Source organism: Cupriavidus sp. FW216-B1 (genome assembly GCF_058789195.1).
Genome location: NZ_JBYTEL010000021.1, coordinates 68,939 through 86,157, shown reverse-complemented (window position 1 = coordinate 86,157; position 17,219 = coordinate 68,939). Strand labels below are relative to the sequence as shown.

13 protein-coding genes and 1 pseudogene are annotated in these 17,219 nt (G+C 59.4%); 8 read left to right on the top strand and 6 right to left on the bottom strand.

The features are described 5' to 3' along the window. Positions 1 to 40: 40 nt before the first annotated feature. The 3 genes from pxpA to pxpB all read right to left on the bottom strand — a co-directional run bounded on the left by pxpA (position 41) and on the right by pxpB (position 2,533). Positions 41 to 781 (bottom strand): 5-oxoprolinase subunit PxpA, encoded by a 741-nt coding sequence (pxpA, locus tag AC3WXD_RS28940; RefSeq protein ID WP_059414702.1) that lies wholly within the window; start codon positions 779 to 781, stop codon positions 41 to 43. A 79-nt stretch (positions 782 to 860) separates the two neighbouring features. Next, positions 861 to 1,886 (bottom strand): 5-oxoprolinase subunit C family protein, encoded by a 1,026-nt coding sequence (locus AC3WXD_RS28935; protein WP_059414700.1) that lies wholly within the window; start codon positions 1,884 to 1,886, stop codon positions 861 to 863. Next, on the bottom strand, positions 1,883 to 2,533 hold the full coding sequence (gene pxpB, locus AC3WXD_RS28930) for a 5-oxoprolinase subunit PxpB (RefSeq protein WP_059414698.1): 651 nt from the start codon (positions 2,531 to 2,533) through the stop codon (positions 1,883 to 1,885). The genes AC3WXD_RS28935 and pxpB overlap by 4 nt, the downstream gene beginning before the upstream one ends. Positions 2,534 to 3,309: 776 nt before the next feature. Here pxpB and AC3WXD_RS28925 point away from each other — a divergent pair. From AC3WXD_RS28925 to AC3WXD_RS28910, 4 genes are read left to right on the top strand one after another with little or no spacing between them, the layout of a single operon-like run. Beyond that, positions 3,310 to 3,966: a TnsA endonuclease N-terminal domain-containing protein gene (locus AC3WXD_RS28925; RefSeq protein WP_492325194.1), complete on the top strand. Its 657-nt coding sequence runs from the start codon at positions 3,310 to 3,312 to the stop codon at positions 3,964 to 3,966. Further along, on the top strand, positions 3,963 to 5,837 hold the full coding sequence (locus AC3WXD_RS28920; RefSeq protein ID WP_492325193.1) for a transposase: 1,875 nt from the start codon (positions 3,963 to 3,965) through the stop codon (positions 5,835 to 5,837). The genes AC3WXD_RS28925 and AC3WXD_RS28920 overlap by 4 nt, the downstream gene beginning before the upstream one ends. Beyond that, positions 5,834 to 6,727: a TniB family NTP-binding protein gene (locus tag AC3WXD_RS28915; RefSeq protein ID WP_492325192.1), complete on the top strand. Its 894-nt coding sequence runs from the start codon at positions 5,834 to 5,836 to the stop codon at positions 6,725 to 6,727. The genes AC3WXD_RS28920 and AC3WXD_RS28915 overlap by 4 nt, the downstream gene beginning before the upstream one ends. Position 6,728: 1 nt before the next feature. Beyond that, positions 6,729 to 7,778, top strand: a complete 1,050-nt coding sequence (locus AC3WXD_RS28910; protein ID WP_492325191.1) for a TniQ family protein — start codon at positions 6,729 to 6,731, stop codon at positions 7,776 to 7,778. Positions 7,779 to 7,865: 87 nt separating this feature from the next. Here the strand turns inward: AC3WXD_RS28910 and AC3WXD_RS28905 are convergent, their stop codons facing one another. After that, positions 7,866 to 9,380 carry an ATP-dependent nuclease gene (locus tag AC3WXD_RS28905; RefSeq protein WP_492325207.1) on the bottom strand — a complete coding sequence of 505 codons (1,515 nt, stop codon included), beginning with the start codon at positions 9,378 to 9,380 and terminating at the stop codon, positions 7,866 to 7,868. A gap of 99 nt (positions 9,381 to 9,479) precedes the next feature. Continuing rightward, positions 9,480 to 9,614 (bottom strand): annotated as a pseudogene (locus AC3WXD_RS28900) (AAA family ATPase); the annotation flags it as partial. Positions 9,615 to 10,174: 560 nt separating this feature from the next. On the opposite strand from AC3WXD_RS28900, the gene AC3WXD_RS28895 reads away from it, so the two are divergent. From AC3WXD_RS28895 to AC3WXD_RS28880, 4 genes are read left to right on the top strand one after another with little or no spacing between them, the layout of a single operon-like run. Then, complete coding sequence (locus AC3WXD_RS28895; RefSeq protein ID WP_492325190.1) at positions 10,175 to 11,521, top strand: hypothetical protein; 1,347 nt, start codon at positions 10,175 to 10,177, stop codon at positions 11,519 to 11,521. Positions 11,522 to 11,526: 5 nt separating this feature from the next. Then, positions 11,527 to 13,422 (top strand): DEAD/DEAH box helicase, encoded by a 1,896-nt coding sequence (locus AC3WXD_RS28890; protein WP_492325189.1) that lies wholly within the window; start codon positions 11,527 to 11,529, stop codon positions 13,420 to 13,422. Next, positions 13,409 to 14,251, top strand: coding sequence for a protein NO VEIN domain-containing protein (locus AC3WXD_RS28885; protein ID WP_492325188.1), 843 nt, complete (start codon positions 13,409 to 13,411; stop codon positions 14,249 to 14,251). The genes AC3WXD_RS28890 and AC3WXD_RS28885 overlap by 14 nt, the downstream gene beginning before the upstream one ends. A 35-nt stretch (positions 14,252 to 14,286) precedes the next feature. Continuing rightward, positions 14,287 to 15,261: a DNA-methyltransferase gene (locus tag AC3WXD_RS28880; RefSeq protein ID WP_492325187.1), complete on the top strand. Its 975-nt coding sequence runs from the start codon at positions 14,287 to 14,289 to the stop codon at positions 15,259 to 15,261. A 224-nt stretch (positions 15,262 to 15,485) separates the two neighbouring features. On the opposite strand, the gene AC3WXD_RS28875 is transcribed toward AC3WXD_RS28880, so the two are convergent. Then, entirely contained in the window at positions 15,486 to 17,195 is a 1,710-nt protein-coding gene (locus AC3WXD_RS28875) for a ParB N-terminal domain-containing protein (protein WP_492325186.1), read from the bottom strand. Positions 17,196 to 17,219 lie beyond the last annotated feature (24 nt).

The window sequence follows — 17,219 nt, the reverse complement described above, 5'->3', positions numbered from 1 at the left end:
GGCACGGTGATGCCGGGACCGGAAGCGCGCGGCGCGCGCTTCAGGCTCCGGCGCGGATTGCGATGCCTTCGGCGCCGAGCCGCTCGCGGATGCGGCGCGCAAAGGCAAGCGCGTGCGCGCCGTCGCCGTGCAGACACACGGTTTCGGCGCGAATCGGTACCCAGGTGCCGTCGATGGCGCGCACGCGCTGGCCGCGCACCATGTCGAGCGTCTGGCCCAGGGCCACGTCTTCGTCCTCGTGCAGCGCGCCCGGCGTGCCGCGCCTGACCAGCGAGCCGTCGGGGTTGTAGCCGCGGTCGGCGAAGACTTCTTCCTTGACCTTGAGGCCGGCCTCGCGCGCCACCTTGACCATCGCGCTGCCGGCCAGGCCGAAGAAGACCAGGTCGGAGTCGAAATCGCGCACCGCGCGCACGATGGCGTCGGCCAGCACGGGGTCCTTCGCGGCCTGGTTGTAGAGCGCGCCGTGCGGCTTGACGTGGGCCAGCTGCCCGCCCTGCGCACGCACCAGCGCGGCCAGCGCGCCGATCTGATAGAGCACGTCGGCGTACACGGTGTCGGGCGCGAGCTGCATCTCGGTGCGGCCGAAGTTCTCGCGGTCGGGGTAGCTCGGGTGCGCGCCGATCGCCACGCCGGACGCCAGAGCCCAGCGCACGGTCTGCAGCATGGTGGCGGCGTCGCCGGCATGCCAGCCGCAGGCCACGTTGGCCGAGCTGATCAGCGTGAGCAGCTCGCGGTCGGTGCCGCAGCCTTCGCCGAGGTCGGCATTCAAGTCGATGTGCATTGCATTACTCCTGGTTCTGTCCTTGCCGGCGATGCGGCCATGTCCGTGTGCGGGTCATTCGATGCGGGCGGACACCATCTCACGCCACCGCCAGCCGCGTGCGCGTGCGCCGCCGCGCCGCGATCACCATGCTGCCGTCGCCCTGCCACTGTAGGGCCTGGTCGACCTGTTGCAAGTAACGGTCCAGCTCGGCCTGGGCGGCGGCGGCCTGCTCCAGCGTCACCCGCGCGAAGCGCACGGGCGCGCCCAGCGGCACCTGCGCCAGCCGCCACAGGTCGGCGCCGATCACCACGCCGATCTTCGGATAACCGCCGGTGGTCTGCGCGTCGGCCATCAGCACGATGGGCTGGCCGGCCGGCGGCACCTGCACCACGCCGGGCAGCACGCCGTGCGAGAGCAGGTCCGCCGCGCGCGCGGGCTCGCGCGCCAGCGCCGGGCCCTGCAGCCGCAGACCCATGCGGTTGCTGTTGGGCGTGACGGTCCACTCGGACTGCCACAGCGCGTCGCGCGCGGCTGGCTCGAAATCGTCGTACTCGATGCCGGGCAGCATGCGGATCGGCACCGCGTCGCCGAGCTTCTTCACCGGCAGCGCCCACGCCGGCGCCTGCACGCCGAGCCAGTCGCTGTCGTCGGCCACGCCGGGCCGGCCGGCCGCGAGCCGGTCGCCTTCGCGCAGCGCGCGGCCGGCGAAACCGCCGAAGCCGGCCTTGAGATCGGTGCTGCGCGAGCCCATCACCGGCGCCACGCCGATGCCGCCGGCCACGCACAGGTAGGTGCGCGTGCCGCCCTGCGCGGCCGACAAGGTCAGGGTCTCGCCGCGGCGCACGTCGAAGGCGTGCCACGACCACACCGGCACGCCGTCGAGGTTGGACTTGCAGTCGGCGCCGGTGAGCGCCACGCGCATGTCCGCGTGGAAGCGCACGGCGGCGCGGCCGAGGGTGAATTCGATGGCGGCCTCGCCGGCCGCGTTGCCGAGCAGGCGGTTGCCGATGGTGAGCGCGACGGTGTCGAGCGCGCCCGCGGTGCCCACGCCGAAGCGGCGGAAACCCGGGCGGCCGAGATCCTGGACCGAGGCCAGCGCGCCGGGACGGAGAATTTCGATCACGCCAGCAACTCCTCGACGACGAAGCGCACGGTATCGCCGGGCGCGAACAGGGAAGGCGGATCGCGGTCGGCCACGAACAGCTCGCTGTCCGTGTGCCCGATCAACTGCCAGCCGCCGGGCGCGGCGGCCGGATAGATGCCGGTCTGCTCGCCGCCGATGCCGACCGAGCCGGCCGGCACCGACAGCCGCGGCTCGTGCCGGCGCGGCGTGGCCAGCGCGGGATCGAGCCCGCCCATGTAGGCGAAGCCGGGCTGGAAGCCGAGGAAGTACACCACGTATTCGCCGGCGCTGTGGCGGCGCACCACTTCCTGCGCGCTCAGCCCGGTGTGCGCGGCCACGTCGGCCAGGTCGGGACCGTATTCGCCGCCGTAGCGCACCGGGATCTCGACCAGCCGGCCGGTGGCCTCGCGCGCCTCGCCGGATGCCCAGGCGAGCTTGAGGTTGCGCTCCAGCGCCTGCGGGTCGGCGTCATGGTCGAACACCACGGTGAGGTTGTTCATGCCGGGCACCGCATCCACCACGCCGCGCCATTCGGCGGCGCGCTGCGCCATGGCCCAGATACGGCGCTGTACGTCGAGCGAGGCCGGCGGCGGCACGCTGCACAGCAGCGCGCGCTCGGCCAGGCGGTGAACGGAACATCGGAACATGGAAAGGCACCGGGAAGGGACCTGACTTGCAGTGTAGGCGCGCGCACCGGACTCGTCAGGCGCGGCGCCGGCCGCGAAGCGGTCCGTTGCAATAATCTTTTTTCATCGACAATTTATCGATGAATTCATGATAACCAAACGAGAAGATGATGGGGCTAGGTGTAGACCCTAGGACACTGCCGGGACGGCGGGAGGGACCGGCGCAGCCCCGCCCCGCCTTGGTGCAGGCCGCACCGCGAGGGCGCCGGACGCGCGTCCGCGGCGAGCCGGGCAGTCTCGTTACGAGCCACGGCGGTGCAGGAACGGCGCGGCAGGCGGGCCGGGCGCGCAGGCGGGGGGAGGTCGCGGAGAGCAGAATTTTTTTGCGCCGCCGGGAGGAATCGTGGCGTGCCCGCAACGTTCGGCGTGCTGGCGGCGTGCTGGCGACGGGATGCGAGGGGCCGAACGCGGGCCAAAGGCGCGCATGAGAAAGGCGCCGACAAAGAAAAACGGCCGGTGGAAACCGGCCGTTCAGGCTGCTGACGAGATCAGCTTGCTGTCTGCGTTCTGCCCTCTCCCGCGCGCGGGAGAGGGGAGCAAACCTTCGGCTATCGAAGGCTTGCCTGCCCGCGCATCAAGAAAACCGGCGCCGGCTCAGGCGAATGACAATTACATCGCTCTCTTGTACTGTGAGTGGAAAATGATCAGGCTTCACAACGATCTTCGCGACTGAACGTATTTGGATCCAATAATTTTCTTGGAGCCAAGAAGCATGTCGTGTAGCGCACGAGAAAAATATGCCCGTCCGGAAGATACCCAAGAACTATCAGAACGTAACCGGCATTTCCGCCCACCGGAAAGCCGAGGGTGCGGCTATGTTCGAGTCCACACTGGAGCGGGACTTCATTGCACTGCTGGAATTCGACCCCTCGGTCGAGCGCTTCGAGGTACAGCCCATTACCCTCGATTGGTCCGACGACCAAGGTCGTCCTAGAAGATACACGCCGGATGTGTTGGTGACGTTTAAGTCCCACAACCTTCCCCGCCGGACTGTCCTGTATGAGGTGAAATACCGTGGTGACCGGCGTACCGACAGATCCGAACTGCGTCAGAAGTACAAAGCCGCGATCAGGTATGCCCGGGAGCATGGTTGGCGCTTCAAGATCGTGACCGAGGTCGAGATTCGCACGCCGTACCTCGACAACGCCACCTTCCTCTTGCCGTTCGTACGGAGAGGGCCCTCGGAAGAGGGCCACATGGCGTTGCTCGTCGATCAGATTGCCACCATGCGTCATACAACTCCGACCGATCTCCTGGCTGCCTGCTGCCGAGATGAATGGCATCGCGCAGCTTTGATCCCAACACTGTGGTACTTGGTAGGTACGCGCCAAATAGGAGCGAATCTAGAAGACAAATTGACCATGGCGTCACCTATTTGGAGCCGGCCAGCATGAGCATCCCAGCTACGATGTCGCTCGTCCCGGGAGAGGAGGTGCTGTTTCTAGGCCGCCCGCACCGCATCGCGCAAGCTGTGGACTTCGATGAGGTGCTGCTGCGCGACCTTGAAACCAAACAAGTGGTCCGCGCGAAGCTCGCCGACTTGCAGGTCGTCCAGCCCTTGGCCGAGGCAGTCCGACCGGACTTGCTGCCGGTGCCAGAACCCGACTGGTCGGAAGCCGAACGCCGCCAAGCGATCATCCTGCCGCTACTCGGTCAGCGCAGACGGACGCGAGACCACGTTGTCGCACGCGCCGCCGAATTCGGGTTGCATGCAAACACCCTGTACAAGTGGCTCAAAGCATATGAGTCCGTAGGACTCGTGACCGCTTTGCTCCCAAAGCAGCAACGCAAGGACAAAGGTGCAACTAAGCTCCAAGCCGAGATTGAGGCGATCATCGAAGACGTGATCAAGACCGAGTATCTGACCACGCAAAGGAAATCCAAACAGTGGATCTGCAACGAGGTGCGGCGCCGCTGTACTGCCGCCGGTATCGAGCCACCACACGCGAACACGGTACGCAACCGATTGAAGACGCTGCCGGCAGAACTTACTGTGGCTAAGCGCCAAGGGCGCAAGGTGGCCGAACAAGCGTACGCGCCCATTGAGGGCAGCTTCCCCGGCGCGGATGCACCGCTCGCCGTTGTCCAGGTCGATCACACCAAGCTCGACCTCATCCTCATCGACGACGTGCATCGACGTGCGATCGGGCGCCCTTGGATAACCCTCGCTATTGACGTGTTCAGCCGCATGGTGGCCGGCTTCTATGTTTCCTTTGACCCGCCCGGTGCCCTGTCCACGGGTCTATGCCTTACCCACACCATCCTTCCGAAGGACTCGTGGCTGGCCAAGCGTGGCATCGACGGGGCATGGCCGTGCTACGGCCTGCCGCGAAAATTGCACATGGACAACGCGCGCGAGTTCCGTGGCCAGATGCTGGAACGCGCATGTCGGCAATACGGTATCGACATCGAATGGCGACCGGTTGCGAGGCCGCATTTCGGCGCACACATCGAACGGCTACTCGGTACGCTCTCGACCGAGATCAAGACCCTGCCGGGCACTACCTTCTCCAACGTGAAAGAACGTGGCGAGTATGACTCCGTTGGAAAAGCCGCGCTCACGCTGTCCGAGTTCGAGGAATGGCTGACCACCTACATCGTCAACGTCTACCACCTGCGCATGCACTCCGGCATCGGAATGCCACCGATGGCGATGTATCGCAGGGGCATCTTCGGTGACGATCGGCAGCCAGGTGTTGGTCTGCCGGCACGGATCCAGGACGAAGATCGCTTGCGGCTCGACCTGATGCCCTTCGAGGAGCGGACCGTTCAAGACTACGGCGTCGTGATCGACGAGATCCACTATTACAGCGACGTGCTGCGCCGCTGGATCAACACACCGGACCCTCAGAAGCCGAAGTACAAGCGCAAGTTCATGTTTCGGCGCGATCCGCGCGACATCAGCGCAATCTGGTTCTACGACCCTGAGCTCGGCGAATACTATGCGATTCCATACCGGGATACATCGCACCCACCTATCAGCGTGTGGGAGTTGCGTGAGGCAAAGAGAGTGCTAGATGAGCAAGGCCGGCAGCATGTCGATGAGCGCGCCATCTTCGAAGCCTACGAACACATGCGTGAAATCGAGCGTGCGGCGCAAGCGAAGACAGCCGCAGCGCGGCGCGCCCAACAACGACGTAAGCTGGCCTTCGAGGCCCAGAAACCGCAGAGCCGTACTACGCCACCGGTGGTTGAGGCAGCTGGCAATCTACGGGCAGATCTGCCGAACATTCAACCGTTCGATGAACTGGATGACATGGCATGAGCATCGATCACTTGACCGAGGCGACTGCAAGATTGCTCGACCTAGACAATGATGCGCGCATCGAGCGCATCCGTTCACCACGATGGATCGGCTACCCACGCGCCAAGGAGGTGCTGGCGAAGCTTGAGGACCTATTGTCCTATCCCAAATCGCACCGCATGCCAAACATGCTCATCGTCGGCGATACCAACAACGGTAAGACCATGCTGATCGAGCGCTTTTGCGCGCAGTATCCGGCTGACAACAATCCCAGCGGAGACGGGGTGATCGTACCAGTGCTGTCCATCCAGGCACCACCGGTGCCGGACGAAGGGCGGTTCTACAACGCAATCCTCGAACTGTTGTTCGCACCATACAAACCGAACGATCGCGTCGACAAGAAGCAACTCCAAGTCGTCAAGCTGCTGCGCTACGTCGGCCTCAAGATGCTGGTTATCGACGAGATTCACCACGTCCTCGCCGGTAATCTGAACCGGCAGCGTGCGTTCCTGAACGTGCTGAAATTCTTGGGTAACGAGCTGCAGGTTCCCATCGTCGCCGCCGGCACACGTGACGCGTTTCGTGCGCTCCAGACGGATGTGCAGCTAGCCAACCGATTCGAGCCTGCCTTGTTACCGCGGTGGGAGCTTAACAACGATTTTCTACGCCTCCTCGCCAGTTTCGAGCGCATGCTGCCGCTTCGTGATGCGTCCAACCTGCACGACACCACGCTAGCCAGTCGACTGTTTTCGATGAGCGAGGGTTATATCGGCGAACTGTCTCGAGTGCTAGCCAAAGCTGCTGCGTACGCAGTCGAATCCGGCATTGAGCGAGTGAACGGCAAAGTCCTCGACCAAATTGACTGGGTCTCGCCATCCGATCGCAAGCGACAGATTGATCGGGCGATCTGATATGGATGGCGAGCGGTTGTGGCCAGCACACCCACACCCGTACCGCGGCGAGCTGTTGTCGTCCTGGCTTGTGCGCGTGGCCCACGCCAACGGACTGAAGGTGCAGACGTTCTGTAGGCTTGCATTCGGTAACGATAGGCAAGTCTGGAACCGCGATATCGACCGGCTTGCTCCAGCCTGGCTGATCGAGACCATGTGTGCCCGAACCGGGACGCCATTGCGACGCGCTTGGCAAACCACCTTGATGGTCTACCGAGGGAGACTGTTCGCGCACGGGAAGCCGGCCGGTCAGCTGCAGTGGGTACTGTCGCTGAAGATGTATCACCGCAAACGGCGAGGTTATGGCCTGCAATTCTGTCCGCGTTGTTTGGCCGCAGACGTCGAGCCCTACTTCCGCCAATCGTGGCGAGTGGCATTCTACACCTACTGCCCTACACACGAATGCATGCTATTGGACCGATGCCCGCAGTGCGGGCAGGGGGTGGCCTACCATCGAATCGAGTTGGGACACCCTGACATTGCGAGTGCAGATCCGCTCTGCCGTTGCTGGATGTGCGGCTACGACTATCGCCAGTCGGGAACCACGACGGTCGACAAGTGGAGCGAACGTACATTCGAGTCTTGGACAAAGGCGTTGCGCATGATCGACTGCGGCGCACCGTCCTCGACGCGATTCGACTATGGCAAATTGGCGGTACTGCATCAAATGGCCAAGCTATTGAGCGGAGATGAGAAGAACCGACGACTGGCTAGATATGTTGCGTCAAGAACCGGGCAGGTAGTTCCGAATGCAGCTGCAGCGAGGGTATCTATCGAGGGCCGTGGACTCGTCGAGCGGCACCATGTGGTTGGCCTAGCGTGGTGGTTGATTGGCAGGTGGCCGACCCGCCTGCGAGCGGCATGGCGATGCCGAGCACTACGATACAACTGGCTGCTACGGGATTTCAAACGTGCCCCGGATTGGTATTGGGCGTTTGCGAATTCGCTGTTGTGGAGGGCTGTCGGTCGACAAAAAAACTCCACTCATGATGGACAAGCCGGCGCTAGTTAAGCATCCGGGGGCAGCGGCGATACCACCACCGGCCCCAGGCCTGAAGCTAGAGAAAGCAAGCGCCTTCACGCCCCGGTTTTCGAAGCGTCATACGAGTGGGCGACCACGTACTATCGCGTCGAGTAGCTGTCGGATCTCGTCTGGAACCTCACGGGGTCGCATCGAGCGAATCACCGCAGCAGTGGTCAGCGATATACCAAATTCCTCTTGGGCCCACTTAAAGAGACCATTGATGATCGCTTTCCCGGAAGCGATTGACTGCCGCCCTTCCGCTGTTTGCCACAATGGATCCAGTATGGATCGCGTTGTTCGGTTAGCTCCAACCGCGCCAAGCACTCTGTTCTCAGTAAGGATATCGGCCGACATGCTATCGAAAACCTCATCGTATCGTTCCGTAGCGAGTTGGTCGATCTTCTCTGAAATCTCCTCTACTGTTGGCGCTTCTACTCGACGTGCCGCGCGCTCTGCGATTAAACGCTGAAGAGCTGCTGGAACAAGGAGATAGTTCTCAATCTCCTTCTTATTCCAGATATGAAGATGAATCTGGTTCCGGGCAGCCTGCTCAAGCCTCGCCGATTTCTGTCCCTCGGTGTGATAGTCTGAATCGAGAATACAGTAGGTGATAATGTGTTCGCCGCCCGAGTTGCGAAGCAACATCGCGGAGCCAATTGCATAGGGCCAACCGCCCCAGCCACCAATCGAGACGCTAGGTATCGCCGCAAGTCCCTCGCTATCGTCTGGGTAGAGGACATCGTAAAAATCCGATAGATATCGGAGATCCTTGCCTTCGACTAACAAGCATCGACGTGCGTGCCAGAGCTTTGCGAGTTGAAGATTTTGAGCACTTCCGAGGTGATCGAGAATCTTCTGGGCGGCAGGCATTGACGTGGCAAAGCGGGAAGCACCCAAGCGACGGTCGATAACAAGCAGATCATCAGCCTCCGTCTCGGCCATAATCTCGACGGAATGAGTTGTAATGATGACTTGCCGATGAGATCGCCTAAGGTGACGAATGAGCCTGCGCTGAAGATCGGGATGCATGTACACATCAGGCTCGTCCAATGTGACAGTCGCATCATCCTCGATGCGAGACAGGAACCACATCGTCTGGAGCCACATCTGTAGACCATGTCCCATTGTCGATAGCTCAGAGACATAATCATCGTTGCGAACCAAAAGTTGAAGCTCGCTGCCTCGAGCGCCACGTGCACCGACTAGCTCCTCCAGACGCAGTCCGTCCCAGGTCTGCTCCGCCAATTCTTGTAATCGCGGAAATCTATCAAATAGTATGTTTAACTGGTTCCTGAAGTGAGCTGGTGCCAGTGCGGAAGAGAGATTCCGCCGTACATAGTCAGGCTCAAGAATCGTCTCGGTGCGCTGTACGGGCGCAACCTGAGGCATGATCTCCACACGAGGCAGGAACCCGTCCACTGCCATTGCTCGATTTCTCGCAATGGATCCATCTGCGCCTATCAGGACAACGTGTAGCCGACCATTGGGGCCAATGTAGATTCGGGTCGAGTTGCCGTTAGTAAACGTCGCAGTAATAATTGCCGGAGGATCACCATATCGATGAAATAGATTGTCGACGTTGAACTCCATACCTTCGATGGAAGGGCGAATCCCAACCTCTCGCGCAGGGATATCTGCCCAGTCCGGTATTGGATGGAAACCCATTGTGCGGTAGCGCGATGTTGCTATCGAGACTAGCCGAAGTGCATCCACGAGAGTCGACTTGCCTGCGTTATTCCGACCAACGATGATTGTGCACGGCCTGAAAGGTATCTGATGGTCCCCGAAGCATCGGAAATTTTGAAGCCGTAGTTGTAGAAGCATGTTGCCCTTTCGAAGATTCGAGAGCCGAATTAGCGATTGGTGACGACCCGTGGCTCACACCTCGATAGCCAGTGGGTCGCAAAAGGTGCGGGAGCAGTTCGCCACGCCGCTCCAGCGCAATGCTGCCAAATTCGACCTCTTTCAAAATTTGTCTTGTTTCAATGTCATCGCGGTCAGGAAACTACTTTCCGACCAATCCCACCCGTGCCACCTACTTGCTGAAGCCACATGGCGACTCCCTTACTGCGTAAAACGTATCCCGCCGCAGCATAGACTGCCGCATCCCCTGCGTCCTGTCTACGAGAAACTGAACGGGCCTCGCGTTGCCATTGCCATTGCCATTAGCATTTATGCGGCGCCAACTGCGCGGCTCTCCCAACCATTCCGGTTGGGTTAATATTCAATTGGCGCAAGACGCGCCAACAGACGTGTCATTGTTGTCCTGGACTCGCTTATCCTTGGGCACGCTGTTGTATTCACAGTGAGGCATTGCAGTTGCTGAACCGGCCTTATAGATCGGGCGGCAGCGTGCGTTTTCAACGTTCGTCAGGGAGTCGGCGATGGCCACCAGCAAGTATCAGTTCAATCTCATCGACAGCACCACACGCGCACAACAGATAATGCAGCGAGCAACCGAGGCCCGCATGAATCATCGCGTAAAGCGCGAATTCAAGTTCCGGGACGGGCGTGAGTTGCTGGCAGTCATCGAGATGCCAATTGACCACCTGCTGTACCGGCTCGAAAACTTCCGTACGATAAGCGATCAGTTGAGCCACGTGGCGTCGGGCAAGGTGGATGAGGATTTCTTCGACCCCTCGCACCGTGAAGACCTTAGCACGCAGTCTGTTCAACATGACATTCTGTTTTCACTAGCGCAGAAGGGCAGTGGTGAGTCAATCATTCCCATCTACGACGAGCTGGAGCGGGTGAAGGAACAGACCGACGAGCTAATCATCTCCTCAGACGGCGTGGTCGTTAACGGCAATCGCCGTCTGGCAGCCATGCGCGAGTTGTTGGCCAGCGGAAACTCGGACTTCGGTCGATTTGCAATCGTGACCTGCGCAGTGCTTCCAGAATCCGCATCGGACGATGAAGTACTAACCTTGGAAATCGGGCTGCAAATGCAGCCGGACACCAAGTTGCCCTACGACTGGACCTCTGTAGCACTTGCGGCCCGCGAGTTGCAGAAGCGGAATCATTCAGACGACTGGATCGCTCGCCTGATGAACCGTGATGTACAAGAAATCAAGCGTCTGATCAAGATGATCGATGGGGCTGACCTCTACTTGTCGGACCACCTTTGCACGCCGCGTGCTTACAACACACTCGATGAGACCGAGCAGGCATTCACGCAGATTGCAACCCGTAATCTAGCCAAGACTGACAACCCGGCATTACGCGAGATCACGCGCAAATTCGACTTTCTGTTGATTGAGAACCGTCAGCAGATCGAACTGCGAGCGTACGAGCTCATCAACAATATTGAGGCCAATCCGGAGATATTCTTGGACAACATGGCGGCCACATGGGACATTGACCTGTCGCCGGCGCCATCGAATGCGCCTTCTCAGTTCAAGATCAGCTTTGACGACGATGTGGCGGAGCCGACAGGCAAGGACTATTCTGTGCTCGGGCGCTATCTGGAAAACCTGGGGGATGACAAAGAGGTACGGTCGGCGGCTGCGCGTGCAGTGGAAGAGGTATCAGTACTTGCAGGTGAACAGGGCAAGCGCAAAGATCTCGCGGCCCTGAAGTTCGCCAAGGCGGCGCAGCAGAAGCTCACCGCCATCAACCTGCGTTATGCCAACGCGAGTACCTTCGCCGAACTGCGTGCGGTCCTGACCGGCTGCGTGACGCAGTGCTTAGCGCTGACACGCGACATTGACACGCGCCTGGGCAGGGAGTAGCTCCCGTGCCGACAATTCTCTTGCGCTATGAAGAGCGTGGGCTACAAGGCGTCTTCGAACGAGGGGCCGGTGTTAGCTATGGCACGTGGGTTCGAATTCGTACCTACGCAATGGACGCAGACCGTGCCGCCAGAGCCAATGAACAGAGGATCGAGCTTGGCTGGCGCCACGCCCTTCACGTGCTGCGGGCCGCAGCGAGCTTGCAGGGTCAACTCGGCTTCAATTTTGACACTGATGACTCGTCCGACCAGCGTGTACAACAGTTCATGCGCGAATTCAAAGCTGTGCGTTCCGCTGCGAATTTGTTGCGACTTGATGTCACTGAGGAGCAGATCGTCTCTCGACTTTCTGAACTTGGTTGGAACTCCGAGAGGCATGCGCTAAAGCCCTATCAGGTTCAGAATCTGCGCGAACTGCTCGCGCTACCAAACGGTGCCAACTTCTCGGTGCCAGGCGCCGGCAAGACTACGGTCACGTTCGCGCTGCATCTGCTTGCGCCAGCCACAACACACAGACTGCTCGTCGTCGCGCCTCGCAACGCCTTTATGGCTTGGGAAGAGGTCATTGATGAGTGTCTCCTGCCGGATGCGGCCGAACTCGCCCGCGAACCATTCGTCCAGCTCGTAGATGGTGAGTCGCGAATCGCTGACACACTACGTGGAAATCCGCGCCGAATGCTGATCTCCTACGATCAGCTCGTCAGAGTGGAGTCGCAAATCGAGGAACTGCTCTCACGTAGCAGGGTCCACCTCGTACTCGACGAGGCGCACCGGATAAAAAATGGTCCCATGTCTCGACGTGGGACGGCACTGCTCAAGCTTGGCCATCTAGCAGTGCGTCGCGATATTCTCACCGGTACGCCGATGCCGCAGCGGCCTGCTGACATGCAGTCGCAACTAGACTTCCTCTGGCCAGGCGCTGGCCTTGGCGCCCGTGTGGCGGCAGGTGAAACGCCTCGCTCTGTGCTGGGAAATCTGTACGTGCGCACGACAAAGCAGCAGCTTGGGCTTGAGCCGCGTCGGCGCATCGAGGTTCCTGTGACGCTCTCTGACGCACATCTTGCTTTCTACGCAGTGCTGCGAAGTGATGTACACGCGCAGGCAAGCTTGCTACGGCATGGCAGGGGCGGCTTCCACCTAGTGAGAGCGCGTCGGTCGGTACTGCGGCTTCTACAGGCTGCCGTCAACCCGCAATTGCTTGCCGGCGATATCGAGATGGCAGCCGATGCTCAGCGCAGCCAGCTGCTACAAGCCGTGCTTGCCGAAGGTGAATCGGCACGACTGCTCAAGGCTGTGGAGTTGGCCAATTCGTTCGCTGCCGAAGGACGCAAGACGCTAATTTGGACGAGCTTTCGATCCACGGTTCATCAACTGCGCACACTCATGCCAGAACTTGAGCCGGCAGTGATCGATGGTAGCACCGGCATCGGTGACGAGGACGACGATTCGACCCGGCAGGGACAGATACGCCGCTTCAAAACCGATCCAAACTGCCGCGTTATGGTGGCCAATCCCGCGGCTGCATCTGAAGGCATGAGCTTGCACATGGTTTGCCACGACGCTGTGTATTTGGATCGCAGCTACAACGCTACCCATTTCCTTCAGTCCATCGACCGCATTCATCGCCTGGGGCTTCCTGAAGGGACTGTAACTCAGGTTCACATCCTGCAGAATCGCCTGCCACCGGATGTGGGCTCGATCGATTTGTCAGTAGCCCGAAGGTTGGGTCAGAAAATCAGAGCGATGGAACAGATGCTTGGCGACAAGGATCTGCATGAGCTGGCGTTGGACGAAGAGACTGTAGGCTCTGATCTGGAAGATTCGATCGATCCACGCGATATCTTGGATCTTCTCGCTGAAATCGAGCGACGAGCTCCAGCCGACACTGATGACCTCGTCTAATCGATCTGTTGGCGGCGGCTCGGCCTGGTTGCGGCCATCTGCAATCGAGGGGTGGCGTGCTGTGAGCCGCCAGTTGGCAAATGCGCCGCATGAACCGGTGGCAACAGCGGTGGGGCGTCTTAAGGCGAGCTATGCGACCGGGGGTTTAGATTTCATTGGTGGCATAGCGATCTTGGAGGTTCTGGGCCCTGCAGTTGAATCAGCACCGAGAAGTTACCAGCTCTTAATCGAGATGGAAGCCAAGAGGAGCATACCGACCTGGATGGCAGTTCTGCCCCGGGGCCGTCTCGCACTTCGTGACGTGCTCACTGCTGATGTGCGCGAGTGCTTCAGGCGCGCAGGCGCCTTTGCGGATGCGCCCACACAGGATGCAGTCGACTTCCTGGACCGCTTGGCCAACGCAGCCCGTGCCCAAGCAAACCTTGACCTCGTCGAATCAGGGCGTGCCGCCGAGCGAAAGTCCTTCGATCTGGAGGTGGTACGGTGCGCGGCGATTTCGGGCGCTCCACCAGTAGAGTGGGTTGCGCTAGATGACAATTCAGCGGGTTTTGACATTCGGTCAAGTCGCTGCTTCGACGGACGCCCTAGTCCAAAGCTGATCGAGGTGAAGTCGTGCCGCAACTCACCTCTGCAGATGATCGTTACGCGGAACGAATGGCAGACCGCCTGTCGCAATCGTGATTCCTTCGTTGTTCACCTTTGGGACCTTGTCGCTGACGAGCTGCACGAAATGTCGTGGGCGGATTTGCAGCCCCACATGCCGGAAGATCAGGGCAACGGCCGTTGGGACAGCGCGACTCTCGTCTTCCGCGGGTTGCGTGCCAACTAAAGCAGATCTATGATTCCCCCTAATTGGAGAGATCTGTGAAGAAAGCGAACGAATCCGCCATTAGCACCTACAAGTCAGTAAGGGGTATCAAGAGCTGGCTTACGCAACCGCGCACGGCAGCATCTGGGGCAATTTTCGAGGGCCCCTGCGAAGATCTGCTTGAGGGTCTGCCAGATGAGTGCGTAGACCTGGTTGTCTCATCACCCCCTTACTGCATGGGCAAGGAATATGAGAATCGGCGAGACAACATCGAGAACTTCGTTGCCAACCACAAGAAGGTATTGCCGGAGGTCTGTCGAGTTTTGAAGCCAGGCGGAAGCCTGTGCTGGCAGGTTGGATTCCATGTACTCGACGGGGTCTCCACGCCGCTGGATTTCTTGGTCTACGACATCATGCGGGACATCAAGGATATGAAGTTGCGCAACAGGATCGCTTGGACGTTTAAACACGGCTTGCATGCCCAAACACGCTTCAGCGGACGCTACGAGACCATCCTTTGGTACACCAAGGGTGACGACTACGAGTTCGACCTTGATGCCGTGCGCATCGAGCAAATATATCCAGGCAAGAGGCATTCCTCCGGCCCGAACAAAGGTCAGCCCAGCGGCAATCCGGCAGGCAAGAATCCTAGTGACGTCTGGGAAATTCCCAACGTCAAGGCAAACCACGTCGAAAAGACTGAGCACCCTTGCCAGTTCCCGGTTGGCTTGGTCCAGCGTTTGGTCCGCGCGCTTACTAAGGAGGACAGCTTGATTCTCGATCCATTCTGCGGGGTAGCGTCCGCAGGAGTCGCGGCGCTCATAGAGAAGAGGCACTTTTTGGGTGCTGAACTCGATCAAGAGTATGTCAAGATCGGGGCTGATCGTCTGCGCTCAACCATCAAGGGCGAGATTCGGTTCCGCCCTGCGGACCGTGCCATTCCGCCGCCGAGCCCAAATTCGATTGTTGGACGCCGTCCGCCGGGCTTTGCCACAAACATCAGCTTCGAAGATACCCCGGCGTCAGCTTGAATCAACGCAGATTCAGCCAATGGCTGTGAGCTGCGATGCGGAAGTAGTTGCAGCCATAGTTTCTGAATCTGCCTGCAACTACTCGCTCCACTAGTTACTCCATCCTAGGCGTCGAGGCTGTTTTTCCGTGCAGCCGAGGTCGAGAGACTGGTGGCGCTCCGAATACACATCAAGTCGACGATTCGCTGACCAACCACGTACACCTGCTTGAAGGTAAGTACGGCTCACAGTGCATCGTGGAGCTTAGTGGACAGCTTTCCCCAGCTACTACCGGTATACGCACTGAAATCGAAGCCTCCGATGTTTTTCAACTTTGTCTTGTAGTCGATTTTCGACAGCGTCGCACCGCCTTTTGCCAGCCGGTCCAGCAACAACAGCAAGCCGCCCACAGTCGTGGTAGACAACACCCCACCGTTCGGAACCGACCTCCATTTGTCCTTCAGAATGTCTTTCGCCGCTGCCAACAGGCGTTTGAGCTCCTGGACGCAATAGTCGGTGTATGCGTTACGGTCATCAGGTTTGTTAAGGTCTCGCGCCCCAACACCGTCCCAAGTTTTGTAGAACGCACTGTTCTTCCGTATCAACTGCTTGACCACATATGGCCCCAGCGACCCAGATGCAATTTTGTCTGAGGGATCGAACTGAGACATCTGCAGAAGGCCTGCTAGCGCCCCTTCCTTCGACAGGCGCGTCACAATTGCGCGCGCGATTGCCAATGGCGTCTCCGGATTGATGATTGTCTCAAGGTCCTGCCGCAACTGTGTGTGCACAGAGCTCTGGTTGTTGTTGATGCCCAAAAAGATTTCAGCTTCGAACTTCACGCGCATTTCTGCCGTGTAGCTCGGTGGAAAGATAATTCCGGTCACAAGAAGGTTCTGGCGCTGACGCAAACTCCTGATCTTCTGATCCAACTCATCAGATCCTTCATAGTACGACAGGATGCGATGCTGTCCATCCACGATCCCGATGGTGCCCAGCTCGAGCGGTAGACTCAGTTTTACATCCGTCTTATTTAGCATGGCGTTGGGATCTATCGGCTTGCCCCCTCCGTCGATCAGCAGCGCATTCGCTGGCAGCGTTACGATGAGGTTGTTGACGAACACCTTGCCATTGCTTCCCAGGTACTCGCGCATCGCCACCAGCTTCTCCGCCTTAACGAAGCGTTGATACGATAGGTCAGGGTCTTCCCAACCGTCTCGTCGCATTACGTAGGCACGCTGAATCAGCGCCATTGGGTCGGCATAAAAAGACGCTACAGTGAATCCTGCTGGATAGCTGGTATGGGCCGCTGGAAGAGCGAATGCAGGGAAACTATCGGATGCAACAGCACGCCCCGACACCCTAGCATCTCCTACCTGGTGTAGCGCAATGCCGAGAAATTTCAACAACTCGAACTTTGCCGAGCGGCAAATCGTTTCGACTAAGGATGCAAAGTATCGCGCCTGCGCTCGACTCAGGATACGCATGGGCGAAGGATCACCCACCGAGTCGATCACATCAATCTCTTCCGAGTAGTAGATGTGCCGTACTTCCAGATCCTGAACCTGATATTTTGCTCCGAGTGCCGCTAGGAGTGCTGGATTTTGCTTGGTGTACTCAGAAAAGAAGCTTGATGACCAGTGGTCAGCGATTTTTCTATGTAGGTATATCTTGTTGGTGCAATGTTTTGTCGCATCCTTGCCCGAGGTTTCTTCGCACAACAGCACGACGTTTTCCCACACAAAGATGTGGTCGAGTTCGCCCGTACGTCCCCCCACCGTAAAGTGCAACCCATCGGCCGGAACGTGAGTGAAACCCGCACCCTCAAAGATGTCCTTGAGCTTCGGCGCCTGGTGTACCTTTGCAGATTGAGATGCGGCAGAGTTCTTTGTGGATTGCTTCGAGGTCGTTTTCGACTTAGCCGACGCAGTGAGCGTTTTCTTGGCGGACACCATGATTCCTGAGAATGTTGGCCATCA